Source organism: Lentzea aerocolonigenes, from assembly GCF_000974445.1.
Lineage (GTDB): Bacteria > Actinomycetota > Actinomycetes > Mycobacteriales > Pseudonocardiaceae > Lentzea > Lentzea aerocolonigenes.
The window spans coordinates 40,821-61,156 of the sequence record NZ_BBOJ01000019.1; the positions used below are offsets into that span (position 1 = coordinate 40,821).

22 protein-coding genes are annotated in these 20,336 nt (G+C 68.9%); 8 read left to right on the plus strand and 14 right to left on the minus strand.

The genetic code is table 11. From position 1 onward, the window contains the following. Positions 1–3: 3 nt before the first annotated feature. From AOM45_RS33280 to AOM45_RS33295, 4 genes are read left to right on the plus strand one after another with little or no spacing between them, the layout of a single operon-like run. The gene (locus tag AOM45_RS33280) at positions 4–684 is read left to right on the plus strand and encodes a response regulator (protein ID WP_030470889.1); all 681 of its coding nucleotides are present in this window, start codon (positions 4–6) and stop codon (positions 682–684) included. After that, the gene (locus AOM45_RS33285) at positions 681–2,057 is read left to right on the plus strand and encodes an ATP-binding protein (RefSeq protein WP_030470890.1); all 1,377 of its coding nucleotides are present in this window, start codon (positions 681–683) and stop codon (positions 2,055–2,057) included. The genes AOM45_RS33280 and AOM45_RS33285 overlap by 4 nt, the downstream gene beginning before the upstream one ends. Then, positions 2,054–2,935 carry a GerMN domain-containing protein gene (locus AOM45_RS50015; protein ID WP_059362822.1) on the plus strand — a complete coding sequence of 294 codons (882 nt, stop codon included), beginning with the start codon at positions 2,054–2,056 and terminating at the stop codon, positions 2,933–2,935. Before AOM45_RS33285 ends, AOM45_RS50015 begins: the two co-directional genes overlap by 4 nt. Before the next feature lie 8 nt (positions 2,936–2,943). Next, on the plus strand, positions 2,944–3,882 hold the full coding sequence (locus AOM45_RS33295; RefSeq protein ID WP_035912266.1) for an o-succinylbenzoate synthase: 939 nt from the start codon (positions 2,944–2,946) through the stop codon (positions 3,880–3,882). Here the strand turns inward: AOM45_RS33295 and AOM45_RS33300 are convergent. Then, positions 3,870–4,469: a Uma2 family endonuclease gene (locus AOM45_RS33300; RefSeq protein WP_030470893.1), complete on the minus strand. Its 600-nt coding sequence runs from the start codon at positions 4,467–4,469 to the stop codon at positions 3,870–3,872. The genes AOM45_RS33295 and AOM45_RS33300 overlap by 13 nt on opposite strands. Positions 4,470–4,546: 77 nt before the next feature. Beyond that, entirely contained in the window at positions 4,547–5,503 is a 957-nt protein-coding gene (locus AOM45_RS33305) for a CapA family protein (RefSeq protein ID WP_308202681.1), read from the minus strand. Between AOM45_RS33305 and AOM45_RS53875 the strand changes: the two genes are divergently transcribed. Then, positions 5,496–5,654 carry a hypothetical protein gene (locus AOM45_RS53875; protein ID WP_308202680.1) on the plus strand — a complete coding sequence of 53 codons (159 nt, stop codon included), beginning with the start codon at positions 5,496–5,498 and terminating at the stop codon, positions 5,652–5,654. The genes AOM45_RS33305 and AOM45_RS53875 overlap by 8 nt on opposite strands. Before the next feature lie 7 nt (positions 5,655–5,661). Here AOM45_RS53875 and AOM45_RS33310 read toward each other — a convergent pair whose 3' ends face one another. From AOM45_RS33310 to AOM45_RS33340, 7 genes are all read right to left on the minus strand, one after another. Then, a complete protein-coding gene (locus AOM45_RS33310) occupies positions 5,662–6,258 on the minus strand; it encodes an SRPBCC family protein (RefSeq protein ID WP_030470895.1) in 597 nt (198 codons plus the stop codon). Further along, a complete protein-coding gene (locus AOM45_RS33315) occupies positions 6,255–7,073 on the minus strand; it encodes an FAD binding domain-containing protein (protein ID WP_030470896.1) in 819 nt (272 codons plus the stop codon). Before AOM45_RS33315 ends, AOM45_RS33310 begins: the two co-directional genes overlap by 4 nt. Next, a complete protein-coding gene (locus tag AOM45_RS33320; protein WP_030470897.1) occupies positions 7,070–9,496 on the minus strand; it encodes a xanthine dehydrogenase family protein molybdopterin-binding subunit in 2,427 nt (808 codons plus the stop codon). Before AOM45_RS33320 ends, AOM45_RS33315 begins: the two co-directional genes overlap by 4 nt. Beyond that, a complete protein-coding gene (locus tag AOM45_RS33325) occupies positions 9,493–10,026 on the minus strand; it encodes a (2Fe-2S)-binding protein (protein WP_030470898.1) in 534 nt (177 codons plus the stop codon). Before AOM45_RS33325 ends, AOM45_RS33320 begins: the two co-directional genes overlap by 4 nt. A 78-nt stretch (positions 10,027–10,104) precedes the next feature. Beyond that, on the minus strand, positions 10,105–11,196 hold the full coding sequence (locus tag AOM45_RS33330) for an XdhC family protein (protein ID WP_030470899.1): 1,092 nt from the start codon (positions 11,194–11,196) through the stop codon (positions 10,105–10,107). Then, on the minus strand, positions 11,189–12,163 hold the full coding sequence (locus AOM45_RS33335; RefSeq protein ID WP_030470900.1) for a vWA domain-containing protein: 975 nt from the start codon (positions 12,161–12,163) through the stop codon (positions 11,189–11,191). The genes AOM45_RS33330 and AOM45_RS33335 overlap by 8 nt, the downstream gene beginning before the upstream one ends. Continuing rightward, on the minus strand, positions 12,160–12,990 hold the full coding sequence (locus AOM45_RS33340; RefSeq protein ID WP_030470901.1) for an AAA family ATPase: 831 nt from the start codon (positions 12,988–12,990) through the stop codon (positions 12,160–12,162). Before AOM45_RS33340 ends, AOM45_RS33335 begins: the two co-directional genes overlap by 4 nt. A gap of 79 nt (positions 12,991–13,069) precedes the next feature. Between AOM45_RS33340 and AOM45_RS33345 the strand changes: the two genes are divergently transcribed. Continuing rightward, positions 13,070–13,300: a PspC domain-containing protein gene (locus tag AOM45_RS33345; protein WP_030470902.1), complete on the plus strand. Its 231-nt coding sequence runs from the start codon at positions 13,070–13,072 to the stop codon at positions 13,298–13,300. A gap of 65 nt (positions 13,301–13,365) precedes the next feature. Here AOM45_RS33345 and AOM45_RS33350 read toward each other — a convergent pair whose 3' ends face one another. The 5 genes from AOM45_RS33350 to AOM45_RS33370 form a co-directional block, all read right to left on the minus strand. Next, positions 13,366–14,733, minus strand: a complete 1,368-nt coding sequence (locus AOM45_RS33350) for a beta-N-acetylhexosaminidase (protein ID WP_030470903.1) — start codon at positions 14,731–14,733, stop codon at positions 13,366–13,368. Then, positions 14,730–15,563: a carbohydrate ABC transporter permease gene (locus AOM45_RS33355; protein ID WP_030470904.1), complete on the minus strand. Its 834-nt coding sequence runs from the start codon at positions 15,561–15,563 to the stop codon at positions 14,730–14,732. The genes AOM45_RS33350 and AOM45_RS33355 overlap by 4 nt, the downstream gene beginning before the upstream one ends. Continuing rightward, positions 15,560–16,444, minus strand: a complete 885-nt coding sequence (locus tag AOM45_RS33360; protein WP_030470905.1) for a carbohydrate ABC transporter permease — start codon at positions 16,442–16,444, stop codon at positions 15,560–15,562. The genes AOM45_RS33355 and AOM45_RS33360 overlap by 4 nt, the downstream gene beginning before the upstream one ends. A gap of 2 nt (positions 16,445–16,446) precedes the next feature. Further along, on the minus strand, positions 16,447–17,724 hold the full coding sequence (locus tag AOM45_RS33365; protein ID WP_030470906.1) for an extracellular solute-binding protein: 1,278 nt from the start codon (positions 17,722–17,724) through the stop codon (positions 16,447–16,449). Positions 17,725–17,802: 78 nt separating this feature from the next. Continuing rightward, entirely contained in the window at positions 17,803–18,462 is a 660-nt protein-coding gene (locus AOM45_RS33370) for a copper homeostasis protein CutC (RefSeq protein ID WP_030470907.1), read from the minus strand. 369 nt (positions 18,463–18,831) lie between these two features. Here AOM45_RS33370 and AOM45_RS33375 point away from each other — a divergent pair, with 369 nt between their 5' ends. Further along, a complete protein-coding gene (locus AOM45_RS33375) occupies positions 18,832–19,446 on the plus strand; it encodes an RNA polymerase sigma factor (protein WP_059362825.1) in 615 nt (204 codons plus the stop codon). A 5-nt stretch (positions 19,447–19,451) separates the two neighbouring features. Continuing rightward, on the plus strand, positions 19,452–19,928 hold the full coding sequence (locus AOM45_RS33380) for a hypothetical protein (protein WP_030470909.1): 477 nt from the start codon (positions 19,452–19,454) through the stop codon (positions 19,926–19,928). The last annotated feature ends 408 nt before the right edge of the window (positions 19,929–20,336 follow it).

Sequence of the window (20,336 nt, forward strand, 5' to 3'; positions counted from 1 at the left end):
GTCATGCCGCGCGTACTGCTGATCGAGGACGACGAGGCGGTCCGCGAGGGACTGTCGCTCGCCCTGACCTACCAGGGACACACCGTGGACGCGGTGCGCACGGGCGAGGAAGGTCTTGAGCTGCTCGGCCGCTCCACACCCGACGTGGTGGTGCTGGACCTGATGCTGCCGGGCGTGGACGGGTTCGAGGTGTGCCGCCGCATCCGCGCGTCCCGCGACCTGCCGATCATCATGCTGACGGCGCGCAACGACGACATCGACGTGGTCGCGGGGCTGGAGGCCGGTGCCGACGACTACGTGGCCAAACCCGCCCAGGCCCGCGTGCTGGAGGCCCGCATCCGCGCGGTGCTGCGACGGTCGTCCGCGCCCGTGGTCGAGGTCGTGGCCGAACGCCACGGCGACCTCACGATCGACCGCGACGGCCTCGTGGTGACCCGGCTCGGGCGGCCGGTGTCGTTGGCCCCCACCGAACTGCGGTTGCTGCTGGAGCTCTCGTCGTCGCCGGGCCGGGTGATGTCGCGGCAGCAGCTGCTGGAGTCGGTGTGGGACCAGGGCTACCTCGGCGACTCGCGGCTGGTCGACGCCTGCGTGCAGCGGCTGCGCTCCAAGATCGAGGACGACCCGGCGGCGCCGTCCTACGTGCAGACTGTGCGCGGCTTCGGCTACCGGTTCGGCCCGCTGTGACGCTGCGGCTGCGGCTGCTGCTCGCGTTCGCCTTCCTGAGCATCGTGACCGCGGTGGCGGTGGCGGGCGCCGGTTACGTGCGCTCTCGCGACGCCATCGTCCAACGCGCGCAGGACAACGCCGTCATCGAGACCACGAACCGCGTGGAGCAGCTCTACCCGTTGCCCGCCCGGCCACCCGACGCTGCGGCGCTGGAGCGCATCGCAGGGAAGGTCTCCGGCCGCGAGGGCACGGCGCTGGCCTCAGCCAACGGCCAGTCGTCGGGCAGCATGGACGCCTCGGTGATCACGCCGGAGCTGCGCGCCCTGGTGTCGTCCGGCCGCGTGGGCTGGCAGCGCGTGCCGTACGCGGGCGGGGTGTGGCTGGTCGTGGGCATGCAGCTGCGGGTGAGCTCAGGCGACACGTCCGGCATCGAGGTGTACGTGCTGCGGCCGTTCACATCGGAGATCGAGGTGGTGGACGAGCTGGCGCGCAACGCGTGGCTCATCGGCGGCGCGGGCCTGGTCCTGGCCCTCGCCCTGGCCTTCCTGGCGTCCCGCGGCGTGCTGCGCCCCGTCCGCGAGCTGCAGCTGGCCGCGTGGCGGCTGGGCCAGGGCGACCTGACCGCACGGGTGCCGGTGCGGGGCCGGGACGAGCTGGCGTCCGTCGCGTCGACGTTCAACAGCACGGCGTCGTCCCTGGAACACCACGTGGGCGAGCTGCGGCGGATGGAGGCGGACGCCCGCCGGTTCGTGGCCGACGTGTCACACGAGCTGCGCACCCCGCTGACCGCGATGACCGCCGTGACCGACGTGCTGGACGCGGAAACGGCCGCACTGCCCGGCGTCGCCGGCCAGGCGGCGCGGCTGGTGAACCGCGAGACGCAGAACCTGACTCGCCTCGTGAACGACCTGATCGAGGTCACCCGCTTCGACTCGGGAACGGCGGCACTGGCGCTGGACGATTTCGACGTGGCGGACGTGGTGCGCGCGACCCTGCGAATGCGCGGCTTCACCGACGTGACGGCGTCGCTGCCGTCCGGGGTGCGCGCCCGGCTGGACCCGCGGCGGCTGGACGTGATCGTGGCGAACCTGGTCGGCAACGCGCTGCGCCACGGGTCGCCGCCGGTGACGTTGTCGCTGTCGGTGTCGGAGGCGTTCCTGGTGATCGAGGTGGCGGACTCCGGTCCGGGGTTGGCCGCGGAGGTGCTGCCGCACGTGTTCGCGCGGTTCTACAAGGCGGACTCGGCTCGGGGACGGTCGAAGGGCAGCGGGCTGGGGCTGGCGATCGCGTGGGAGAACGCGCGGCTGCACGGCGGGACGCTGGCCGCGGCGAACCGGCCCGGTGGCGGGGCGCTGTTCACGCTGCGGCTGCCGCTGGGAGGCGAGTCGTGAAGCGGAAAACTGTCGGTGCCGGCTGGGAGAATGAGAACAGGGGGACCCCTGGGAGGGGACCCCTGCGCAAGCTTGGCCTGGCAGCGCTGACCCGACCCCCGCGCAACCCCGACCCGGCAACGCTGACGACCCGCCCTCCGCGCAACCTCGGTCTGACAGCGCTGGCTCGCACCCTGCGCAACCTCGACCTGACAGCGCTGACCCGACCCCCGCACAAGCCCGGCCCGGCAACGCTGACGACCCGCCCTCCGCGCAACCTCGGTCTGACAGCGCTGGCTCGCACCCTGCGCAACCTCGACCTGACAGCGCTGACCCGACCCCCGCACAAGCCCGGCCCGGCAACGCTGGCCCGTCCCCCGCACAAGCCCGGCCCGGCAACGCTGACCCGACCCCCGCGCAACCTCGGCCTGGCCGCGCTGACCCGTCCCCTGCGCAACCTCGCCCTGGCCGCGGTGGCCCTCACCGCGCTCACCGCCTGCGGCATCCGCCCCACCGAGCCCATCCCCGGCCTCGAAGCCCCCAGCGGCCCCGTCGAGAACACGTCGCCGTCGCTCTACTGGGTCTCCGACGGCAAGGTGATCCCGGTCAGCCGACCCCTGGGCAGCGTGAGCGGCTACGACGTGATCGCTCTGCTCGCCCAGGGCCCCACCAACGCCGAGCAGTCCCGCGGCCTGAGCACCGAGGTGCCGTTCGACGCCGCGCCTGCCGTCGTCGACCGGGTCGCCAGCGGGCTCGACGTCACGCTTTCCAGCGATGTCTCGCAGCTCAGTCCCGTTGCCGTGCAGCAGATCGTCTGCACGTTGCTCGGCATCCAGTCCGCCGGCACCGTGAACCTGCGCGGCGGCGGGCATTCGCTGGAGGCGCGGAAGTGCGCTTGAATCGGCGCGTGCACGTCTACTCCATTCCGATGCGCGTCCGGTTCCGCGGCATCACCCGGCGCACCGGACTGCTCGTCGAGGGGCCGGCCGGGTGGGGCGAGTTCTGCCCGTTCGAGGAGTACGACGACGACGAGGCCGCGCCGTGGCTGGCCTGCGCGCTCGAAGCGGCGAACGAGGGTTGGCCGGCACCGGTGCGTTCGAGGATCCCGGTCAACTGCACAGTTCCGGTGGTCGAGCCACACAAAGCGCATGAGATCGTCAAGATCTCAGGCTGCTCCACCGCCAAGGTGAAGGTCGCGGAGTCCACTCTGGACGATGACTGCGCGAGGCTCGAAGCGGTCCGGGACGCCTTGGGGCCACAAGGTTTCGTGCGGGTCGACGCGAACATGATGTGGGACGTCGACACGGCCGTCACGGCGATCAGGGCCATGGACAAGGCGGCCGGCGGGCTCCAGTACGTGGAACAGCCGTGCCGCACTCTGGACGAGCTCGCGAAGGTCCGCAAAAGGGTGGACGTGCCGATCGCGGCGGACGAATCGATCCGCAAGGCCGAGGACCCGTTGAAGGTGGCGGTGGCCGGTGCCGCGGACATCGCGGTGATCAAGGTGGCGCCGCTCGGGGGTGTGCGCCGGGCGCTCGAGATCGCCGAGGCGTGCGGGCTGCCGTGCGTGGTGTCGTCCGCCCTCGAAACCTCGGTGGGCATGGCCGCCGGAGTCGCGCTGGCGGCGGCGCTTCCGCAGCTCGACTACGCGTGCGGGCTGGCGACGCTCTCGCTGCTGGAGGGCGATGTCACGAGTGATTCACTCGCACCGGTCGGCGGCTATCTGCCGGTGCTCACCAAGCCACCCGTGCCGGACCGCGTCGAAGAGTTCGCGAACGATGTGATCGCAGAGGCCTGGATTTCTCGGTACGACAGGGTGTTGAGCAAGCTCAGTCAGCAGAGCTGATCGATGTCGATCGTTACCGGGAAAGGATCAGCCGCCTTGTAAGCGACTGTTTGTGCAGGTGCTTCCTCATAGCAGGACTCTGTGAGGTGCATCGCGGTCAAAGTCACCGGTTGGCCGACATCTATGATCCAGTAGAACGGAATGCCGGCGCTGGCGTACTCGTCACGTTTGGCCCTGCAGTCGGTCCATTTCGAACTCGGCGACAGGATCTCCACCACCAGCACGACTTCCGAAGCACGGAGCAGGCCACCTTCGCCGGCCACCCTGTCGACCTCGGCCTGGCTCACCACGATCACGTCAGGCCGACGCACGAACCCTGGCTTGTCCGCCGGCGCCAGTTGCAGATTGATGTCGATGTCCTGAATCACTCGGTACCCGTCGGGCACCTGTTTTCGAATCTGGGTGTAGAGCTCACCCAGGATGATGTTGTGACGCGGGTTGGGACTCGGGGTCATTTGCAGACGGCCTTCAACCAGTTCTGTATAGCCGTCTTCGGTTTCTCCGAGAGCGGCGTACTGAGCAACGGTCAGCAGACCCGTTGCGACAGCAGACAGACGCCTCGGAGACCTGTTGGGTACCGCGATCATTGCGTCTCCTTCCGTCTCAGCAACCGTCGCACATGGAGGTGCTCCAAACTGTCCCGCAATTCCACACCTTCGGCTGATCAGGGCTTGGCCCTGGTCAGCCCCTGCCCGGCAGCCCCCAGGCTGAACACCACGCCCTCGGTCCGGTTGATCGCCTCGGTCCGCCGCGCCGAAGCCGGCACCCGCGTCAGGTCCACCAGCCGGATCGGCGGCCCCAGTTCGACCAGCGTGGGCGTGTACGAGGCTTCGACGACGCTCCACCCCTCAGCCCCCTCCTCGAACTTGAACCGCGCGATCGCCCCCTCCTCGGTGACTCCGCGAGGCTCGGCGTGCCGGGCGACCTCGTTGCCCAGCCCGTAGGCGACCCACTTCTTGCCGATCTTCTCGAACGGCTGCACCACGTGGACGTGCGTGCCGATGATCAGGTCCAGGGCCGGGTCGGCGAGCAGTTGGCGGGCCAGGGCCTTCTGGTCGGCGGTGGCCTCGTGCTGGTACTCGTTGCCCCACTGCACGGACAGCACGACGACCTCGGCTCCGGCGGCACGGGCGGCGCGGGCGTCGGCGAGGATCTTGGTCGCGTTGATCTGGTTCGCTCGCCACGGCTGGGGCAGCGGGATGCCGTTGAAGCCGTAGGTGAACGACAGCTGAGCCACCTTCACCCCGCCCGCGTCCAGGATCAGCGGCGCCGCGGCCTCCTCCGGCGTGCGGAACGAGCCCGTGTGCTTCAGACCGACGGCGTCCATCGCATCCAAAGTCGTCTGGATGGCCGAGACACCGCGGTCCAGCGTGTGGTTCGAGGCGGTCGAGCACGAGTCGTAGCCGACGTCGACCAGGCCCTTCGCCACCTCGGGCGGGGCGAGGAAGGCCGGGTAGCCGAAGAACGGGCCCTCCTTCGGTCCCAGCGGCACCTCCAGGTGGCACAGGGACAGGTCGGCCTTCAGCGTGTCCTTCACGCCCTCGAACAGCGGCAGGAAGTTGCGGCCAGCGGCACCGCCGTCGGCCACTGCCTGGTCGGTCAGCGCCGGGTGGATGAGCACGTCGCCGCCGGCGGTCAGGGTGAACGACCGCGGCGGGGGCGGGCCCGACGAGGTGGGCGACGGCGGTGGCGCGGAGGTGATGACGACCGGGGAGCCGGTGCACCCGGACAGCGCGAAACCGGTGGCCAGCGCAAGCGCCGACCACCGGTGAACACGCCTCAGCGCTGCCGCCTGCGTCGCAGGACCACGAACAGCACGACCGCCAGCACCGCCGCCGCGACGGGCAGCACGCGCTTCAGGACGGGGACGCCTGCCGTGTCGATCAGATCGATCGGCTCGTCGGGGACCACTCGGAGATGCTGCTGTTGGGCCACCTCGTCAGGATCCACCGATCCCAGCGTGCTCGCCAGGCATTCGGCGAACTGGTCGACGAGCTTGCCGCTGACCTCGGAGATCAGCCCACGACCCAGCTGGGCCGGACGGCCGGTCACGCTCAGGTCCGTCTCGACCTCGACCGTGTCGCCCACCTGGAACGTCACGGTCGCCGACGCCGTGCCGTTGCCGCGGGCGTCCTTGCCCGCGGCCTTCATCACGGCGCGGCGCAGCACCGGATCGATCTCCACGAACTCGCCGCTGCCCCGGTACAGCAGCTGCACCGGGCCGAGCTTGACCTTCACCTCCCCGTTGAACGTCTTGCCGTCGACCGAGGTCAGCGTGGCGCCCGGCAGGCACGGCGCCACCCGCTCCGGGTCGAGCAGCGCCTCCCACACGTCCTCGGCCGGGGCCGGTGAGACGAACGAATGCGTCAACTTCATCCCGCTACCGCCGCGGTCAGCGCACGCCCGGTGAGCACCCGAGCCAGGTTGTCCTTGTAGCCGTCACCGGACGACGCCCGCAGCGCCGCCTCGGCGATCGCCGACACGGGCTGGCCGACCAGCGCCGACTCCACGTCGACCGCGCGCACGGGCCCGGAACCGACGTTGGTGAGGCCGACGCGAGCAGCCTCGATCGTGCCGCCGCGAACCTGCACGGCCGCCGCGACCGCGACGATCGACCACGCCTGCGCGACCCGGTTGAGCTTCTCGTAGTGCGCTCCCCAACCGGTGTATTTCGGCACCCTGACATCGATGAGGATCTCGTCGGGCGCCAGCGCGGTGGTGAAGTAGTCGACGAAGAACTCCGCCGCGGGCACCTCACGACGGCCACCAGGACCAGCGATGATCATCACGGCGTCCAGTGCGAGAGCCGGCGCCAGCAGGTCACCGGCGGGGTCGGCGTGGCACAGCGAGCCGCCGAACGTGCCGCGGTGCCGGACCTGCGGGTCGGCCACCGTGTCCGTGACCAGCTTCAACAACAACGCGTGGTCGTGGATCAGATGGTCGCGCTGCACCTCGTAGTGCGTGGTCATGGCACCGATGAGCAACGAGTCGCCGTCGTCGCGCACGCCCGTCAGCTCGGTCAGACCGCCGATGTCGATCAACGCGGTCGGTGCCGCCAGCCGCATGCGCAGCACCGGCACCAGGGACTGGCCGCCCGCGATGATCTTCGCATCCTCGCCCTCGTCGGCGAGCATCCGCACGGCTTCGTCCACAGTGGACGGGAACAGGTACCTGAACTCCGCCGGGATCACGACTGTCCTCCCTGCGCGTCGATCGAACCGAGCCCACCCGCTGCCACTTCACCCGCGTCGTCGGCCTTGCGGCCCTGCAGCGCCGTCCACACGCGTTCCGGCGACAACGGCATCTCGATGTCCCGCACGCCCAGGTGCCGCACGGCGTCCAGGACGCTGTTCACCACGGCGGGCGTCGAGGCGATCGTGCCCGCCTCGCCGACTCCCTTGGCGCCCAACGGGTTGCTCGTCGCCGGGGTCGACGTGCGCGCCGTCAGGAACGCCGGCAGGTCCGCCGCGGACGGCACGAGGTAGTCGGCGAACGTCGCCGTCGTCAGCGTGCCCATCTCGTCGTGGACGGCCTCCTCGTACAACGCCTGCGCGATGCCCTGCGCCAGCCCGCCGTGCACCTGGCCGTCGACGATCAACGGGTTCACGACCGTGCCGACGTCGTCCACCGCGACGTACGACCGGATCTTCACCACGCCGGTCTCCGTGTCGACTTCCGTTGCGCACAAATGGGTTCCGTGCGGGAACGAGAAGTTGTCCGGGTCGAACGTGGCGTCGGCGTCCATGCCGGGCTCCATGCCCTCGGGCAGGTCGTGCGCCACGTGCGCGGCCAGCACGACGTCGCTCAACGTCCGAGCGGTCGACGTGCCCCGCACGGAGAACGACCCGGACGCGAACTCCACGTCCGCCTCGTCGCACTCCATCATGTGCGCGGCCAGCGTGCGGGCCTTCGCGAGCACCTTGTCCGCCGCGTGCACCAGAGCAGTCCCACCGACGGCCAGCGAACGAGACCCGTAGCTGTCCATGCCCTTGTGCGACGAGGCCGTGTCCCCGTGCAGCACCTCGACGTCCTCGAACGGCACACCGAGCCGGTCGGCGACGATCTGCGACCACACCGTCTCGTGGCCCTGCCCGTGCGGGGAGGTTCCGGTGATCACCTCGACCTTGCCGGTGGGCAGCATGCGGATCGACGCGGTCTCCCAACCGCCTGCGCCATAACGCAAAGCGCCCAGCACGCGGGACGGCGCAAGACCGCACATCTCGGTGTAGGTGGAGATTCCGATACCCAGCTGGACCGCTGAACCGTCCGCACGCCGGCGTGCCTGCTCCTCGCGCAGGTCGTCGTACCCGAACAGCTCCATCGCACGCGCCGTCGCGGCCTCGTAGTTGCCGGAGTCGTAGGTGAGCCCGGCGACCGTGTTGAACGGGAACTCCTCGTGCTTGATCCAGTTCATCTCGCGGATCTTCATCGGGTCCATGCCCAGCTCGACGGCGAGCTCGTCCATCATCCGCTCGATCGCGAACGTGGCCTCCGGCCGTCCGGCACCGCGGTACGCGTCCGTCGGCACCTTGTTCGTGAAGACGTTCGTGCACACGAACCGGTAGGCCGGGAACTTGTAGATCGCGTTGAACATGAACGCGCCGAGGATCGGGATGCCCGGCGTGACCAGCCGCAGGTACGCGCCCATGTCCGCGAGCAGCTCGACCTTCAGCCCGGTGACGGTGCCGTCGCGCCGGGCGGACAGCGTGATCTTCTGGATCTGGTCGCGGCCGTGGTGGCCCGACAGCATCGACTCGGTGCGCGACTCCGTCCACTTCACCGGACGGCCCATCCGCCGCGCGACCAGCAGGCACAGCAGCTCCTCCGGCGTGACCTGGAGCTTGCCGCCGAACCCTCCGCCGACGTCCGGCGCGATCACGCGGATCTTGTGCTCGGCGATGCCCGTGACGGCCGAGAGCATCCAGCGCAGGATGTGCGGGATCTGCGTGGCGGACCAGATCGTGAACATGCCGGCGCTCGGGTCCACCACGACCGAACGCGGTTCCATGAACGACGGGATCAGCCGCTGCTGCCGGAACGTCCGCTCGATCACGACCTCCGCCGAGGAGATCTCGTCCTCGACGTTCGTACCGCTCCCTGCCTCGGCCGAATCGAAGACCCACGTCGCACACTTGTTCGTGCCGAGGTCCGGGTGCACCAGATCGGTGTCCCGCAAGGCTTCTTCCAGGTCGAGCACGACCGGCAGCTCGTCGTAGTCGACGTCGATCTCGGCCAGGGCGTCCGCGGCCCGGTAGGGGCTGTCGGCGATCACCAGGGCAACGGCCTCACCGGCGAAGTTGACCTGGTCGACGGCCAGCGCGGGGGCCGGGGGCGACTTCATGTCCTCGGTGATCGGCCACGCGCAGGGCAGCGAGCCCTGCTCCGCCGCGAAGTCCTCACCGGTGAGGACGACGGCGACACCGGGCATCGCGGTCGCGCGGCTGCAGTCGATGTTGCGGATCCGCGCGTGGGCGACGGGACTGCGCAGCACCGCCATGTGCAGCATGCCGGTCAGCTGGATGTTGTCGGTCCACCTGGTCTGACCGGTGATGAGTCGGGCGTCCTCCTTGCGGAGCCGGGCCTTGCCGACTTCCGGTTCCGCGGTGGCGGTCATTCCCCACCTACCGGCTGTTTCGCGGTGACGTGCTCATCGCTGTGCTGCTCGATCTTGGGTCCGGCGCCCGGCTTCATCCGCTGGGCGGCGTCCTGGACCGCGCGGACGATGTTCTGGTAGCCCGTGCAGCGGCAGAGGTTGCCCTCCAGGCCCTTCCGCACGGTCTCGTCGTCGGGGTCCGGCTCGTCGGCGAGCAGGTCGATGGCCTGCATGATCATGCCGGGCGTGCAGAAACCGCACTGCAACGCGTGGTTCGTGCGGAACGCCTCCTGCACCGGGTGCAGCTTGCCGTCGCGGGCGAGACCTTCGATCGTGGTGATCTCGTGTCCGTTCGCCTGGACCGCGAACATCTGGCACGACTTCACGCTGTGGCCGTCGAGGTGCACCGTGCACGCGCCGCAGTTCCCGGTGTCGCAGCCGACGACGGTGCCGGTCTTGCCCAAACGCTCCCGCAGGTAGTGGACGAGCAGGAGCCTTGGTTCGACCTCGTCGGCGTACGTCACTCCGTCGACGTTGACCGAGATGTGCATGAACCCTCCCAGGGGTGGGCAGCAGGTGTGACGAGGGCCACTCCAGCCTCCTCCCCTGTTCGTGATTCAACAACCCGATCAGTGGTGGATCGGTTCACCAAGATCGACGAGCCGGCGGCCGCTTCCCTTCCACCGCAAGGAAATGATCTCGGCGGCGATCGACACCGCGGTCTCCTCCGGCGTGCGCGCGCCCAGGTCCAGGCCGATCGGCGAGGCCAGAGCCGCCAGCTCGCCCTCGCTCAAACCCGCTTCCCGCAACCGTTGCAGCCGATCTTCGTGCGTGCGGCGGGATCCCATCGCTCCGATGTAGCCGACCTTCAGTCGCAACGCGACTTCCAGCAACGGGACGTCGAACTTCGGGTCGTGCGTCAGAACCGCGATGACCGTGCGTTCGTCGAGCTTGGACGCCTCACGTTCCAGATACCGGTGTGGCCAGTCCACAACGACCTCGTCCGCCTCGGGGAACCGGGACCGCGTCGCGAACACGGGTCGTGCGTCGCACACGGTCACGCGATAACCGAGAAAGGCTCCGAGCCTGGCCAGCGCGGCGGCGAAGTCGATCGCACCGAACACGAGCATGCGCGGCGGCGGCTCGAACGAGTTCACGAACACGCTCATGCCCTCACCTCGCCGCTGACCGTCCGGGCCGTACTGGAGGACCCCGCTGCGGCCGCTCGCCAGCATGCCGCGCGCGTCGTCCGTGACGGCGTCGTCGATGCGGCCGGAGCCGAGGCTGCCGGAGCGGCGGTCGGGCCAGACGACCAGGCGCCCGCCGATGCCGTCCGGGTGCTCGACGACGGTCGCGACGGCCACCGGCTCCTCGGCGCGCACCGTCTCAACAACCTCGCTGAGCTGCGGGAACGTCTCGGCGTTGATCTTCTCGACGTAGATGTCGATGATCCCGCCGCAGGTCAGCCCGACCGCGAACGCGTCGTCGTCGCTCACCCCGTACCGCTGCAACACCGGACTGTCGGTGGCCTGCGCGAGGTCGTAGACGGCACCCTCGACGCAGCCGCCGGACACGCTGCCGATCGCCTCGCCGTCCTGCGTCACCAGCATCGCCGCGCCCGCGGGCCGCGGCGCCGAGCTGAAGGTCGCGACCACGGTGCCGACGCCGACCGTCTCGCCGTTCGCCACCCGTTCCGCGAGGTCGAACAGGACATCACGCACGGCGGACCTCCTTCAGCAGTTCTTCGAGAGCGTGCACGCTGTGGCCGGCGACCATCGTGTCGACGTGCGGGAGCGCCGCCACCACACCGCTCTGCACTGGCCGATATCCGGGCTTGCCCGCGTGCGGGTTGGCCCAGATGACCTTGTGGCTCACCCGTCTCAGCCTCGCCATCTCGTCGGCCAGCAACGTCGGATCGCCGCGTTCCCAGCCGTCGCTGAACAGCACGACGACCGCACCGCGTTGCCGCCACTGCTGGTTGAACCGGCGCAACGCCTCACCGAGCCGCGTGCCGCCCTCGTAGTCGGGGATCGCCCGTCCGGCGGCTCGCAGCGCCCGTTCCGGGTCGCGTTCCTTCAGCTGACGGGTGACGCGGGTGAGCCGCGTGCCGATCGTGCGCACCTCGACGGGCATGGCGTGCGCGATGACGTGCGCGAACCGCAGCAGCGCGTCGGAGTAGGCCGCCATCGAGCCGGACACGTCGATCAGCAGCACGAGCCTGCGCGCTTTCACACCTCTCCTGCGATGACGCGGCCGGGTGATCTCGCCGCCCATCTCGATCATCGCGCGGACCGTGCGCGCCAGGTCCATGCGGCCGCGACGGGCCTTCCGCAGCCTTCTGGACCTCCTGCGCGGCGGGAGCGGGTTCAGCCTGGCGATCAGCGGTGCCGCGTTGAACTCGGAGATGTCCTTGTGGCGCAGCACTTCCACGTCGGAAGCGGCGACACCGACGGTGACCGAGTCGAGCTCGATCGTCGTGCGCGGACGGGGTGGCACGCCCCCGAAGTACGCCCGGTAGGCGGCGTCGTAGCGCGGCAGGTCGTCCGGGTCGGCGCACAACGTGAGGCGCCCGGCCCAGTAGAGGTCGACGTGCTCGGTGGCCCGCAGGTACGCCTGGACGCGATCCGGCCCGCACGCGAGCCCGGCGCCCCTCAGGACGCGCGTGAACCCCACGCAGGCTTCGGTCACCCCACGATTGTGCTCCCGATCACGCGTTCCGCGTCCTCGCGGTACTTCAGCACGGCCCCGAGCGTCGTCACGTCCGGTTCGGTCCGTCCCAGCGCCTGGAGCGCCCGCGCCCAGTCCAGCGACTCGGCCACACCCGGCGGCTTCAGCAGGTCGAGCCCGCGCATCTTGTGGACGGCCTGCGCGACCTGCTCCGCGAGGCGTCCGTCGAGGCCGGGCAGGGTGCGGCGCAGGATCGCGACCTCGCGTTCGGGCGACGGGTGCTCCAGCCAGTGGTAGAGGCAGCGGCGCTTCAACGCGTCGTGCACCTCGCGCGTCCGGTTCGAGGTCAGCACGGTCATCGGCGGCGTCGAGGCCCTGATCTCACCGAACTCGGGGATGCTCACCGCGTTCTCGGACAGCACCTCCAGCAGGAACGCCTCGAACTCGTCGTCCGCCCTGTCTATCTCGTCCACGAGCAGCACGCACGGCGCGTTCTCGAGCGCCTGGAGCAACGGCCTGGCCAGCAGGAACCGTCGTGTGTAGAGGGAGGCCTCGTCGACCTCGCCCTTCGTCTCCAGCACGCGCAGGTGCATGAGCTGGCGCGGGTAGTCCCAGTCGTAGAGGGCCTGGGTGGCGTCGATGCCCTCGTGGCACTGGAGGCGGATCAGCGGCACGTCCGTCGCCTTGGCGAGCGCCAGCGCGAGCGAGGTCTTGCCGGTGCCGGGTTCGCCTTCGAGGAACAGCGGCCGTCCCATCCGGAGCGCGAGGAACGCCGCCGTGGCGATGCCGCCGTCGGGGAGGTACCCCGCGCGGTCGAGCCCTGACGCCAGCTCCTCAGGGGACTCCATGAACCTCAGAGTAAGCCTCAGGGTCGGATTCGGGGTGGTCACCGATGTGCGAGGGCCCGGATTTCACGATTCTTGAGCCATGACGAACAACGTGCTCAACGAAGCCACAGACCAGGTCAAGAAGCTCCGCCGCAGCCGGAGCGACAAGATGATCGCCGGCGTCTGCGGCGGTGTCGCGAAGATGATCGGTGTCGACGCCGCGATCCTGCGGATCATCCTGGTGGCGGCGACGCTGCTCGGGTTCGGCACCGGAGCGATCCTCTACGTCGCCGCCTGGATCCTCATGCCCGAGGAAGACGCTGCGATGTGATCGACATGGGAACCACTAACGCGCACGTGACCGTCGGCAGGGGTGGGGGACACCACCCCTGCTGATCAGCGCGGGAACCCCGGAACACCGGGGAGCGTCTGCCACGGGAGCGGGCCGTCCAGGGGCCGGTACTCCACTCCCAGCGCGTCCAGGCGCGGCAGGTGGTGCTCCGCCAGCCGTTGCACGAAACCAGGATCCTTCTCCGCCGGGGACCACACGACCTCGGCGAACGCGGCCAGCCTCGGGAACGCCGCGTAGTCCACCCGCCGGGCCGAGTCGAGGTGCTCGGTCCAGATGTTCGCCTGGGCCCCCAGCAAGCGGCCAGGCTCTTCACCGGTCAGCCCGTCGGGCACCGGATCCCACGCGTAGACGTCCTCCAGCGTGGTCACCGTCCCCACCGGGATCGGTTCGTCAGGCGACTCGCTCTGCCGGTAGTCCAGATAAACGTGCTGCTCAGGGCACATCACCACGTCGTGGCCCTCGCGCAACGCCGTGACGCCGCCTTCGACACCGCGCCACGAAGCGACCACCGTGCCCGCCGGCAGCGGACCGGACTCCAGGACCTCGTCCCACCCGTACGGCCGCCGACCGCTGCGCACGACGTGTTTCGCGATCGCCCGCACCAGCTCGCCGTCGTGACCGGGCGCCTCGTCGCCACCGAGTCCGATGAACTCGCACGGGAACACGTCCATCAGCTCGTCGAACACGTTCCGATAGAAGTCCACTGTGGACTCCTCGGTGTTCAGCACGCGTTCGTTGACGCCCCAGTCGGTCCACACGCCACCACCGTGCACACCGAGCTCCGGGTACGCCGCGATCGCCGCCTGCGAATGGCCAGGGATGTCGATCTCCGGGACGACAATGATGTGCCGCTGCCGTGCGTACTCCACGATTTCCCGCAGGTCGTCCTGCGTGTAGAAGCCGCCGTGCGGACGGCCCGCCATGCCGCCGGAGCGCCGATCGCCGAACCGCGAGTCCTCCCTCCACGACCCGACTTCGGTGAGCTTCGGGTAGCGCTCGGACTCGAACCGCCAGCCCTGGTCGTCGGTCAGGTGCAGGTGCAGGACGTTGAGCTTGTGCACGGACAGCAGCTCGACGTACCGCAGCACCTCCCGCTTGGGCAGGAAGTGCCGCGCCACGTCCAGCATCACGCCGCGCCACGGGAACCGCGGGTGGTCCACGATCTCGCAGGCGGGGATCACCGACGGCTTCGCGCCCGCCGCCCGGAACGCCTGCGGGCCGAGCAGCTGCCGCAGGGTCTGCAACGCGTTCATCTCGCCGGCCGCGTCGTGCGCCTCGATCAGCACGCCGTCGTCACCCGACAGCAGCCGATAGCCACCGGCGGGGCCGTCGACGAGAACCGTCTCCCAGCCGCTGTACGCGCAGAGCCTGCCGCCGTCCACATAGGACACCGGGCGCGGAAGGAGGTTCATCCCTTCACCGCCCCGGCGAGTCCGGACACCAGACGGCGCTGCACGAGCATGAAGAAGATGAGCACGGGGATGGTCATCAGGGTGGAGCCCGCCATGATCGCGCCCCAATCGTTCTGGTCGGGTTTGACGAACACCTGGAGCGCCAGCGGCAGGGTCTGGTTCTCCACGGCGGAGATGATGAACGTCTTGGCGAACAGGAAGTCGTTCCAGGCGTGGATGAACGACAGCACGCTCGTCGCCACCAGCCCCGGCGCCACGAGCGGGAACAGCACCTGCCAGAGGAACCGGAACCGCGAGGCGCCGTCCAGGGTCGCGGCCTCCTCCAGCTCGACCGGCACGGCCGCGACGAACCCGCGCAACATCCAGATCGCGAACGGCAGGCTGAACGCCAGGTGCACCAGCACGAGCGAGCCCAGGTGGTTCAGCCCGAACGCCGGAACGCTGTCACCGACCGACCGCATCAGGAAGAACAGCGGCACGGTCAACGCCTCCACCGGCACCATCTGCACGACGAGCAGCATGATCAGCAGCGTCGTGCGGCTGCGGAACCGGAAGCGGGTGAGCGCGGTCGCCGCCAGGAACGAGATCAGGATGCTCAGCACCACCACGACCAGCGCGACGATCACGCTGTTCAGGAAGTAGCGCCCGAAGTTCGCGACGGTCAGCGCCCGCGTGAAGCTGTCGAGGGTTGGCCGCGTCGTCCACGGCACCGGGTCGGCCGAGATGATCTCGTCCTCCGGCTTGAACGCGGACAGCACCATCCAGAACAGCGGGAACGCCACGACCGCGGCGATGATCAGGACGAATCCCTCGGTCAGCCGGCGCTTCACAGGACCTCCCCCGACCGCCGCAGCGCGCGCAGGTAGAACAACGTGATCACCAGCAGCAGCACGGTCATCACGACACCGATCGCCGCGCCCAGGCCGTACTCCGAGGCCGCGAACGCCTGCTGGTAGGCGTAGACGTTGAGCACGAGGTTGCGCCCGGCGATGCCGCCACCGTTGGTCATCACGTAGATCTGTGTGAAGACCTTGAAGTCCCAGATGATCGACTGGATCGTCACCACGAGGATGATCGGCCGCAGCAACGGCAGCGTGACGCTCCACGCCGTGCGGAACGCCGACGCGCCGTCGAGTGCGGCTGCCTCCAGCACCTCACCCGGAATCGCCTTGATGCCCGCGTAGAGCGTCACCATGACGAACGGGAACGAGCACCAGATCACCTGTGCCGCAACGAGTCCGAACGCCGTCCACTTGTCGAACGTCCAGGAGAAGCCCTGGATGCCCAGGACCTCGTTGACGAACCCGAAGTTCGCGTCGAACAGGAACAGCCAGATCGTCGACCCGGCGACGGCGGGCGTGGACCACGCGCCGAGCGCCGCCAGGAACAACGTCATCCGCACCCAGGTGCGGACCCTGGTCGCGAGGATTGCGAGAAACGCGCCCACCAGCAACGTGCCGACCACGCAGACCGCCGCGAACGCGACGGTCTGCCCGAGGACCGTCCAGAACTGCTGGTTTCCCAACAGGTTCTGGTAGTTCCCGAGGCCGAGGAAGGTGAGCGGCGCGCCGCCGCTCACCTGCTCCTGGCCGTAGTCGTAGAGCGAGATGAGCACCAGCTGGTAGATCGGGTAGGCCAGCAGGCCCGCCAGCACCAGCAGCGCCGGTGTCAGGTAGGCGAACGCGGTCCGCCCCTGACCTCTGGCCGTCATGCTCACGATGAGAAGGCCGCGTTCATCGTCTTGGTGGCGTCCGCGGTGGCCGTGTCGACGTTCTTCGCGCCGGTGACGACCTCCTGCAGCATCGTCGGCACCACGGCCTGCGCCTCGATCTTCGCCCACGCCGGCGTGACGGGGACGAACTTCGTGCCGGACTGCAGGGTCTTCGTGAACGGCTCCAGGAACTTGTCTGAGTCGCTGACCTGCTTCTGCACGTCGCTGAACGTCGGCAGATTGCCCATCGCCGTGTACATCTTCTGCTGGTACTTCTTCGACGCGAGCAGCTGCGTGAACTCGTTGGCGAGCGTCTTGCGCTGCGTGCCCTTCATGACGCCGAGCAGGTTGCCGCCGGCGAACGCGGGTGCGATCGAGCCCGAGGTCTTGCCGGGCAGCGGCACGACGGCGTACTTGCCCGCGGCACTGCTGGCGTCGACGGACTTGCGGTTGAAGTCGCCGCCGATGGTCATCGCGGCCTTGCCCGCGCGGAACTGCTCGACGCTCGCGTCACCGCCGTTGCCCGCGCAGGTGGCGGGCGGGCAGATGTCGTCCTTGATCAGCTCGGTGTACTTCGCGACACCGGCCTTGGCCTCGGCGCTGTCGACGGTGGCGGTGAACTTGCCGCCGTCCTGCTTCGCGATGTCGCCGCCCTGCGCCCAGATGAACGGCAGTGCCGCGAAGAGGTACTTGCCACCGGCGGAGATGCCGAGCAGGTCCGGCTTGCGCTGCCGGATCTGCCTGGCGAGCGGCGCGATCTCGTCGAGCGTGGCCGGCGGCTTGAGGCCGAGCTCGGTGAAGACGTCCGTGCGGTAGTAGAGCGCGCGGACGCCGACGAACCACGGCACGCCGTAGGTCTTGCCGTCGACCTTGGCCGTGTCGAGGATCGTCGGGACCAGGTCCTTGGACTCGCTCCAACTCGACAGGTCCAGCTCGGAGAAGCCACCCGCGGAGACGTAGCCCGCGAGGTCGGTGTTGCCGAACTCGGCGACGTCCGGCGCGCTCTTCGGGTCGCTGAACGCGGCCTTGAAGCGTTCCGCCCGGCTGGACACCTGGATGTACTGGACGTCGACGGTGACGCCGCTGTGCTTGCCCTGGAACTCGGAGATCGCCTCCTTGACCACGGCTTCCTTGGGACCGCGGTTGACCTCGTCGAACAGCCACACGCGCAGCTGCCCGGTCTTCTCGTCGGTGCCTGAACCGGTCGGTCCGGACTGCACCGGTGCGCAGGCGACCACCGCGCCCACGCCCAGCACGGCCACGAGTGTCTTCAGCCTCATCGCACCCTCCGATTGCACATGTTGCAACGGTCATTTCACAGGAAGCAACGTGACTGTAGAACGGTCTCGAGCAAGGGTCTAGACCAGACGATTGACCCATTCGCGAACCGACGCACTGGAGACCGCTTCGTCCCACCCGCCGGGCCGCACCGCACTGCCGACGTGGAAGCCGGTCACACCCGCTGCCAGCAGTTCCGCGACGTGCCGTTGCTGGAGGCCGCCACCGACGAGCAGCGCGGGCGGAGCCTGGGTGACGAGTTTCTTCAGGTTCTCGATGCCGTCCTCGACACCCTTGGGGCTGCCCGCGGCGAGAACCGTGTCGCAGCCGAGGCCCTGGACGGTCGCCCACGAGCGGAAGACGTCGGCGGAGTTGTCGAGCGCGCGGTGGAACGTCCAGGCGCACCCTTCGAGCTCGGCGACCAGGTTGAGCGTGACGCCCTCGTCGATCTCCCCCTCGGCGTCGAGGAAGCCGAGGACGAACTCCGTGGCGCCGGCCTCCCGAAGCTCCCACGCCTGCCGCCGCAGCTGCTTGAGGTCGGCGGGCGCGAACCCGGTGGCGTCCCGAAGCATCACGCGAATCGGCAGATCGGTCGCCGATCGGGTTTCCTTGAAGGTGGCGACAGACGGGGTGAGACCGTCGGAGGCCATGTCGGCGACCAGCTCCAGCCGGTCGGCGCCACCGGCCTGCGCGGCCTCGGCGTCCCTGGCGTTCAGTGCGATGACTTCGAGAATCGACATGGTCTAGACCATAACGGCGATCGGGCGACCCGACCCCGCCATGTGCTTGCGCGAATCGGGAGCCACGTGAGCAGTTCGTGCGTCAGAACCTGTATCTGCTCGCCTGAGTTCCGCTCTGTTCCAGTGAGCGCATCGTTCAGGCGTGGAGCACGCGTCAGCCGGTTCGAGGGGTGCCGGCCGGCGCGGCTCCCAACACTGGCGGCCCGTGATCTTGAGGGGGAATCACGGGCCGCTGGCACGTCCGGGAGAAGATGAGGGCAACTGAGGCGGCAATACTGCTCCAATCGAGTGAATTTTGTATCTACCGCCCAGTTAGCCCTTCATGAGTTGGCGGACGGCGCTGACAGGGCGGCCGATCGGAGGTGCTGCATGGACGAGCTGCACACGGCGGATGACCGTCCGCCGTGGGACGGGCTTGAAGGCACCGAAAGGCACGCCGTGTGCGTGGCGGCCGCACGCGAGGGCAACCGCGACGCGATCAACGTCCTGGTGGACGAACTGACCCCGCTGTTGTGGCACGTAGCCCGCGGCCAGGGCCTCGACAGGGCTGCTGTCGAAGACGTCGTGCAAACCGTCTGGCTGGCGTTCTTGAAGAACATCAAGAACATCAACGAGCCAAAAGCCCTGGTGGGCTACCTGGTCGTCACGACGAGGCGTGAAGCACGCCGAACGTGGACACCCAACAAGCGTGAGACCCACCTGTCCGACGAATTCGCCGAACAACTCGAGTCCGACACCGGTCTGCCCGAGGACGTGACGCTGATGGACGACCGCGACCGCCGCCTGTGGCTCGCGTTCGGCCGCCTGACCACGAGGTGCCAGGAACTGCTCCGACTCACCGTGCTCGCGGGGCGCGCGGAGTACCGAGCAGTGGCCGCAGTGGCCGAGGCACTCGCCATGCCCCACGGCAGCATCGGTCCGACCAGGGGACGGTGCCTGACACTGCTGCGCAACTACCTGGAGACGGAAGGAGGATCGCGGTGAACGAGATCGACCCGCGCGACGACCGCAGGGGCCTTGAGGACACCGCAGTCCTCTCCGAGTTGAATCGTCTGGTCGATGAACTGGACCCGCCACCCGCAGACCTGGTGGACAGGGTGAAGTTCGCGATCGCCCTGGAATCCCTGGACGTCGAGGTCGCGCGCTGGGAGCGAGCCGGCTCGTTCGCCGGGGTCCGCGGAGGGCAGACCGGCACCATCACGTTCACCGTCGACAACCTGACCCTGATGGTGAACTTCACCTCCACCGGGTCTCGTCATCGGATCGACGGGTGGTTGGTGCCTGCCGGGGAGCACACGGTTGAGGTGCGGGTGGCCGATCACAAGTCTTCTTGCACTCGGGCGGACGATGGTGGGCGGTTCGTGCTGCCTGATGTGCCGGCTGGGACCACGCAGATTTTGGTGCATTTGGTGAATTCTCGTGGGGAGCCTGGGCGGACTGTGGTTACACCCACGATCATGCTTTGAGGTTTTGACGGCGGTTGAGGCGGCGGATTTCTGGGGTTTCTGGGGATTGACGGCGGGTGTTGCGCGGGTCGGCTTGGCTTGGTTCCGTGCCGGTTCCAGCGGAGGGGTCACCTTTTGCTGGTCTGGTCGCCTTGCGTTGGTGGGCGCGTGGGTCGTATGACGAGCCGGGTCATTTCATCGCCGCTTCGCGACGATTGCGATTGGGGCTTGACTTCGGGGCCCTTGCGAGGTGCTGTGTCGGGCGGAAAAGGTCGGATGCTTCGCACCCGCCCGGTCCGGAAAGGCTAGCACCTCGCTCCCAAAGTCAAGCCCCAATCGCAATCGTGCGTGGTTGCGTTCGGTTGTTCGGCTCACCCCATTACCGGTTGCCCGCGTTCGCATAGCCCTGTCCGGCTCGGCTTCGCCATC

Coding starts and splice junctions, on each gene's coding strand:
- AOM45_RS33280 (WP_030470889.1), top strand. CDS start 4: ATGCCGCGCGTACTGCTGATCGAGGACGACGAGGCGGTCCGCGAGGGA.
- AOM45_RS33300 (WP_030470893.1), bottom strand. CDS start 4,469: ATGATCGCGGTACCCAACAGGTCTCCGAGGCGTCTGTCTGCTGTCGCA.
- AOM45_RS53875 (WP_308202680.1), top strand. CDS start 5,496: ATGAGCACGTCGCCGCCGGCGGTCAGGGTGAACGACCGCGGCGGGGGC.
- AOM45_RS33310 (WP_030470895.1), bottom strand. CDS start 6,258: ATGAAGTTGACGCATTCGTTCGTCTCACCGGCCCCGGCCGAGGACGTG.
- AOM45_RS33320 (WP_030470897.1), bottom strand. CDS start 9,496: ATGACCGCCACCGCGGAACCGGAAGTCGGCAAGGCCCGGCTCCGCAAG.
- AOM45_RS33325 (WP_030470898.1), bottom strand. CDS start 10,026: ATGCACATCTCGGTCAACGTCGACGGAGTGACGTACGCCGACGAGGTC.
- AOM45_RS33340 (WP_030470901.1), bottom strand. CDS start 12,990: ATGGAGTCCCCTGAGGAGCTGGCGTCAGGGCTCGACCGCGCGGGGTAC.
- AOM45_RS33345 (WP_030470902.1), top strand. CDS start 13,070: ATGACGAACAACGTGCTCAACGAAGCCACAGACCAGGTCAAGAAGCTC.
- AOM45_RS33350 (WP_030470903.1), bottom strand. CDS start 14,733: ATGAACCTCCTTCCGCGCCCGGTGTCCTATGTGGACGGCGGCAGGCTC.
- AOM45_RS33360 (WP_030470905.1), bottom strand. CDS start 16,444: ATGACGGCCAGAGGTCAGGGGCGGACCGCGTTCGCCTACCTGACACCG.
- AOM45_RS33365 (WP_030470906.1), bottom strand. CDS start 17,724: ATGAGGCTGAAGACACTCGTGGCCGTGCTGGGCGTGGGCGCGGTGGTC.
- AOM45_RS33370 (WP_030470907.1), bottom strand. CDS start 18,462: ATGTCGATTCTCGAAGTCATCGCACTGAACGCCAGGGACGCCGAGGCC.
- AOM45_RS33375 (WP_059362825.1), top strand. CDS start 18,832: ATGGACGAGCTGCACACGGCGGATGACCGTCCGCCGTGGGACGGGCTT.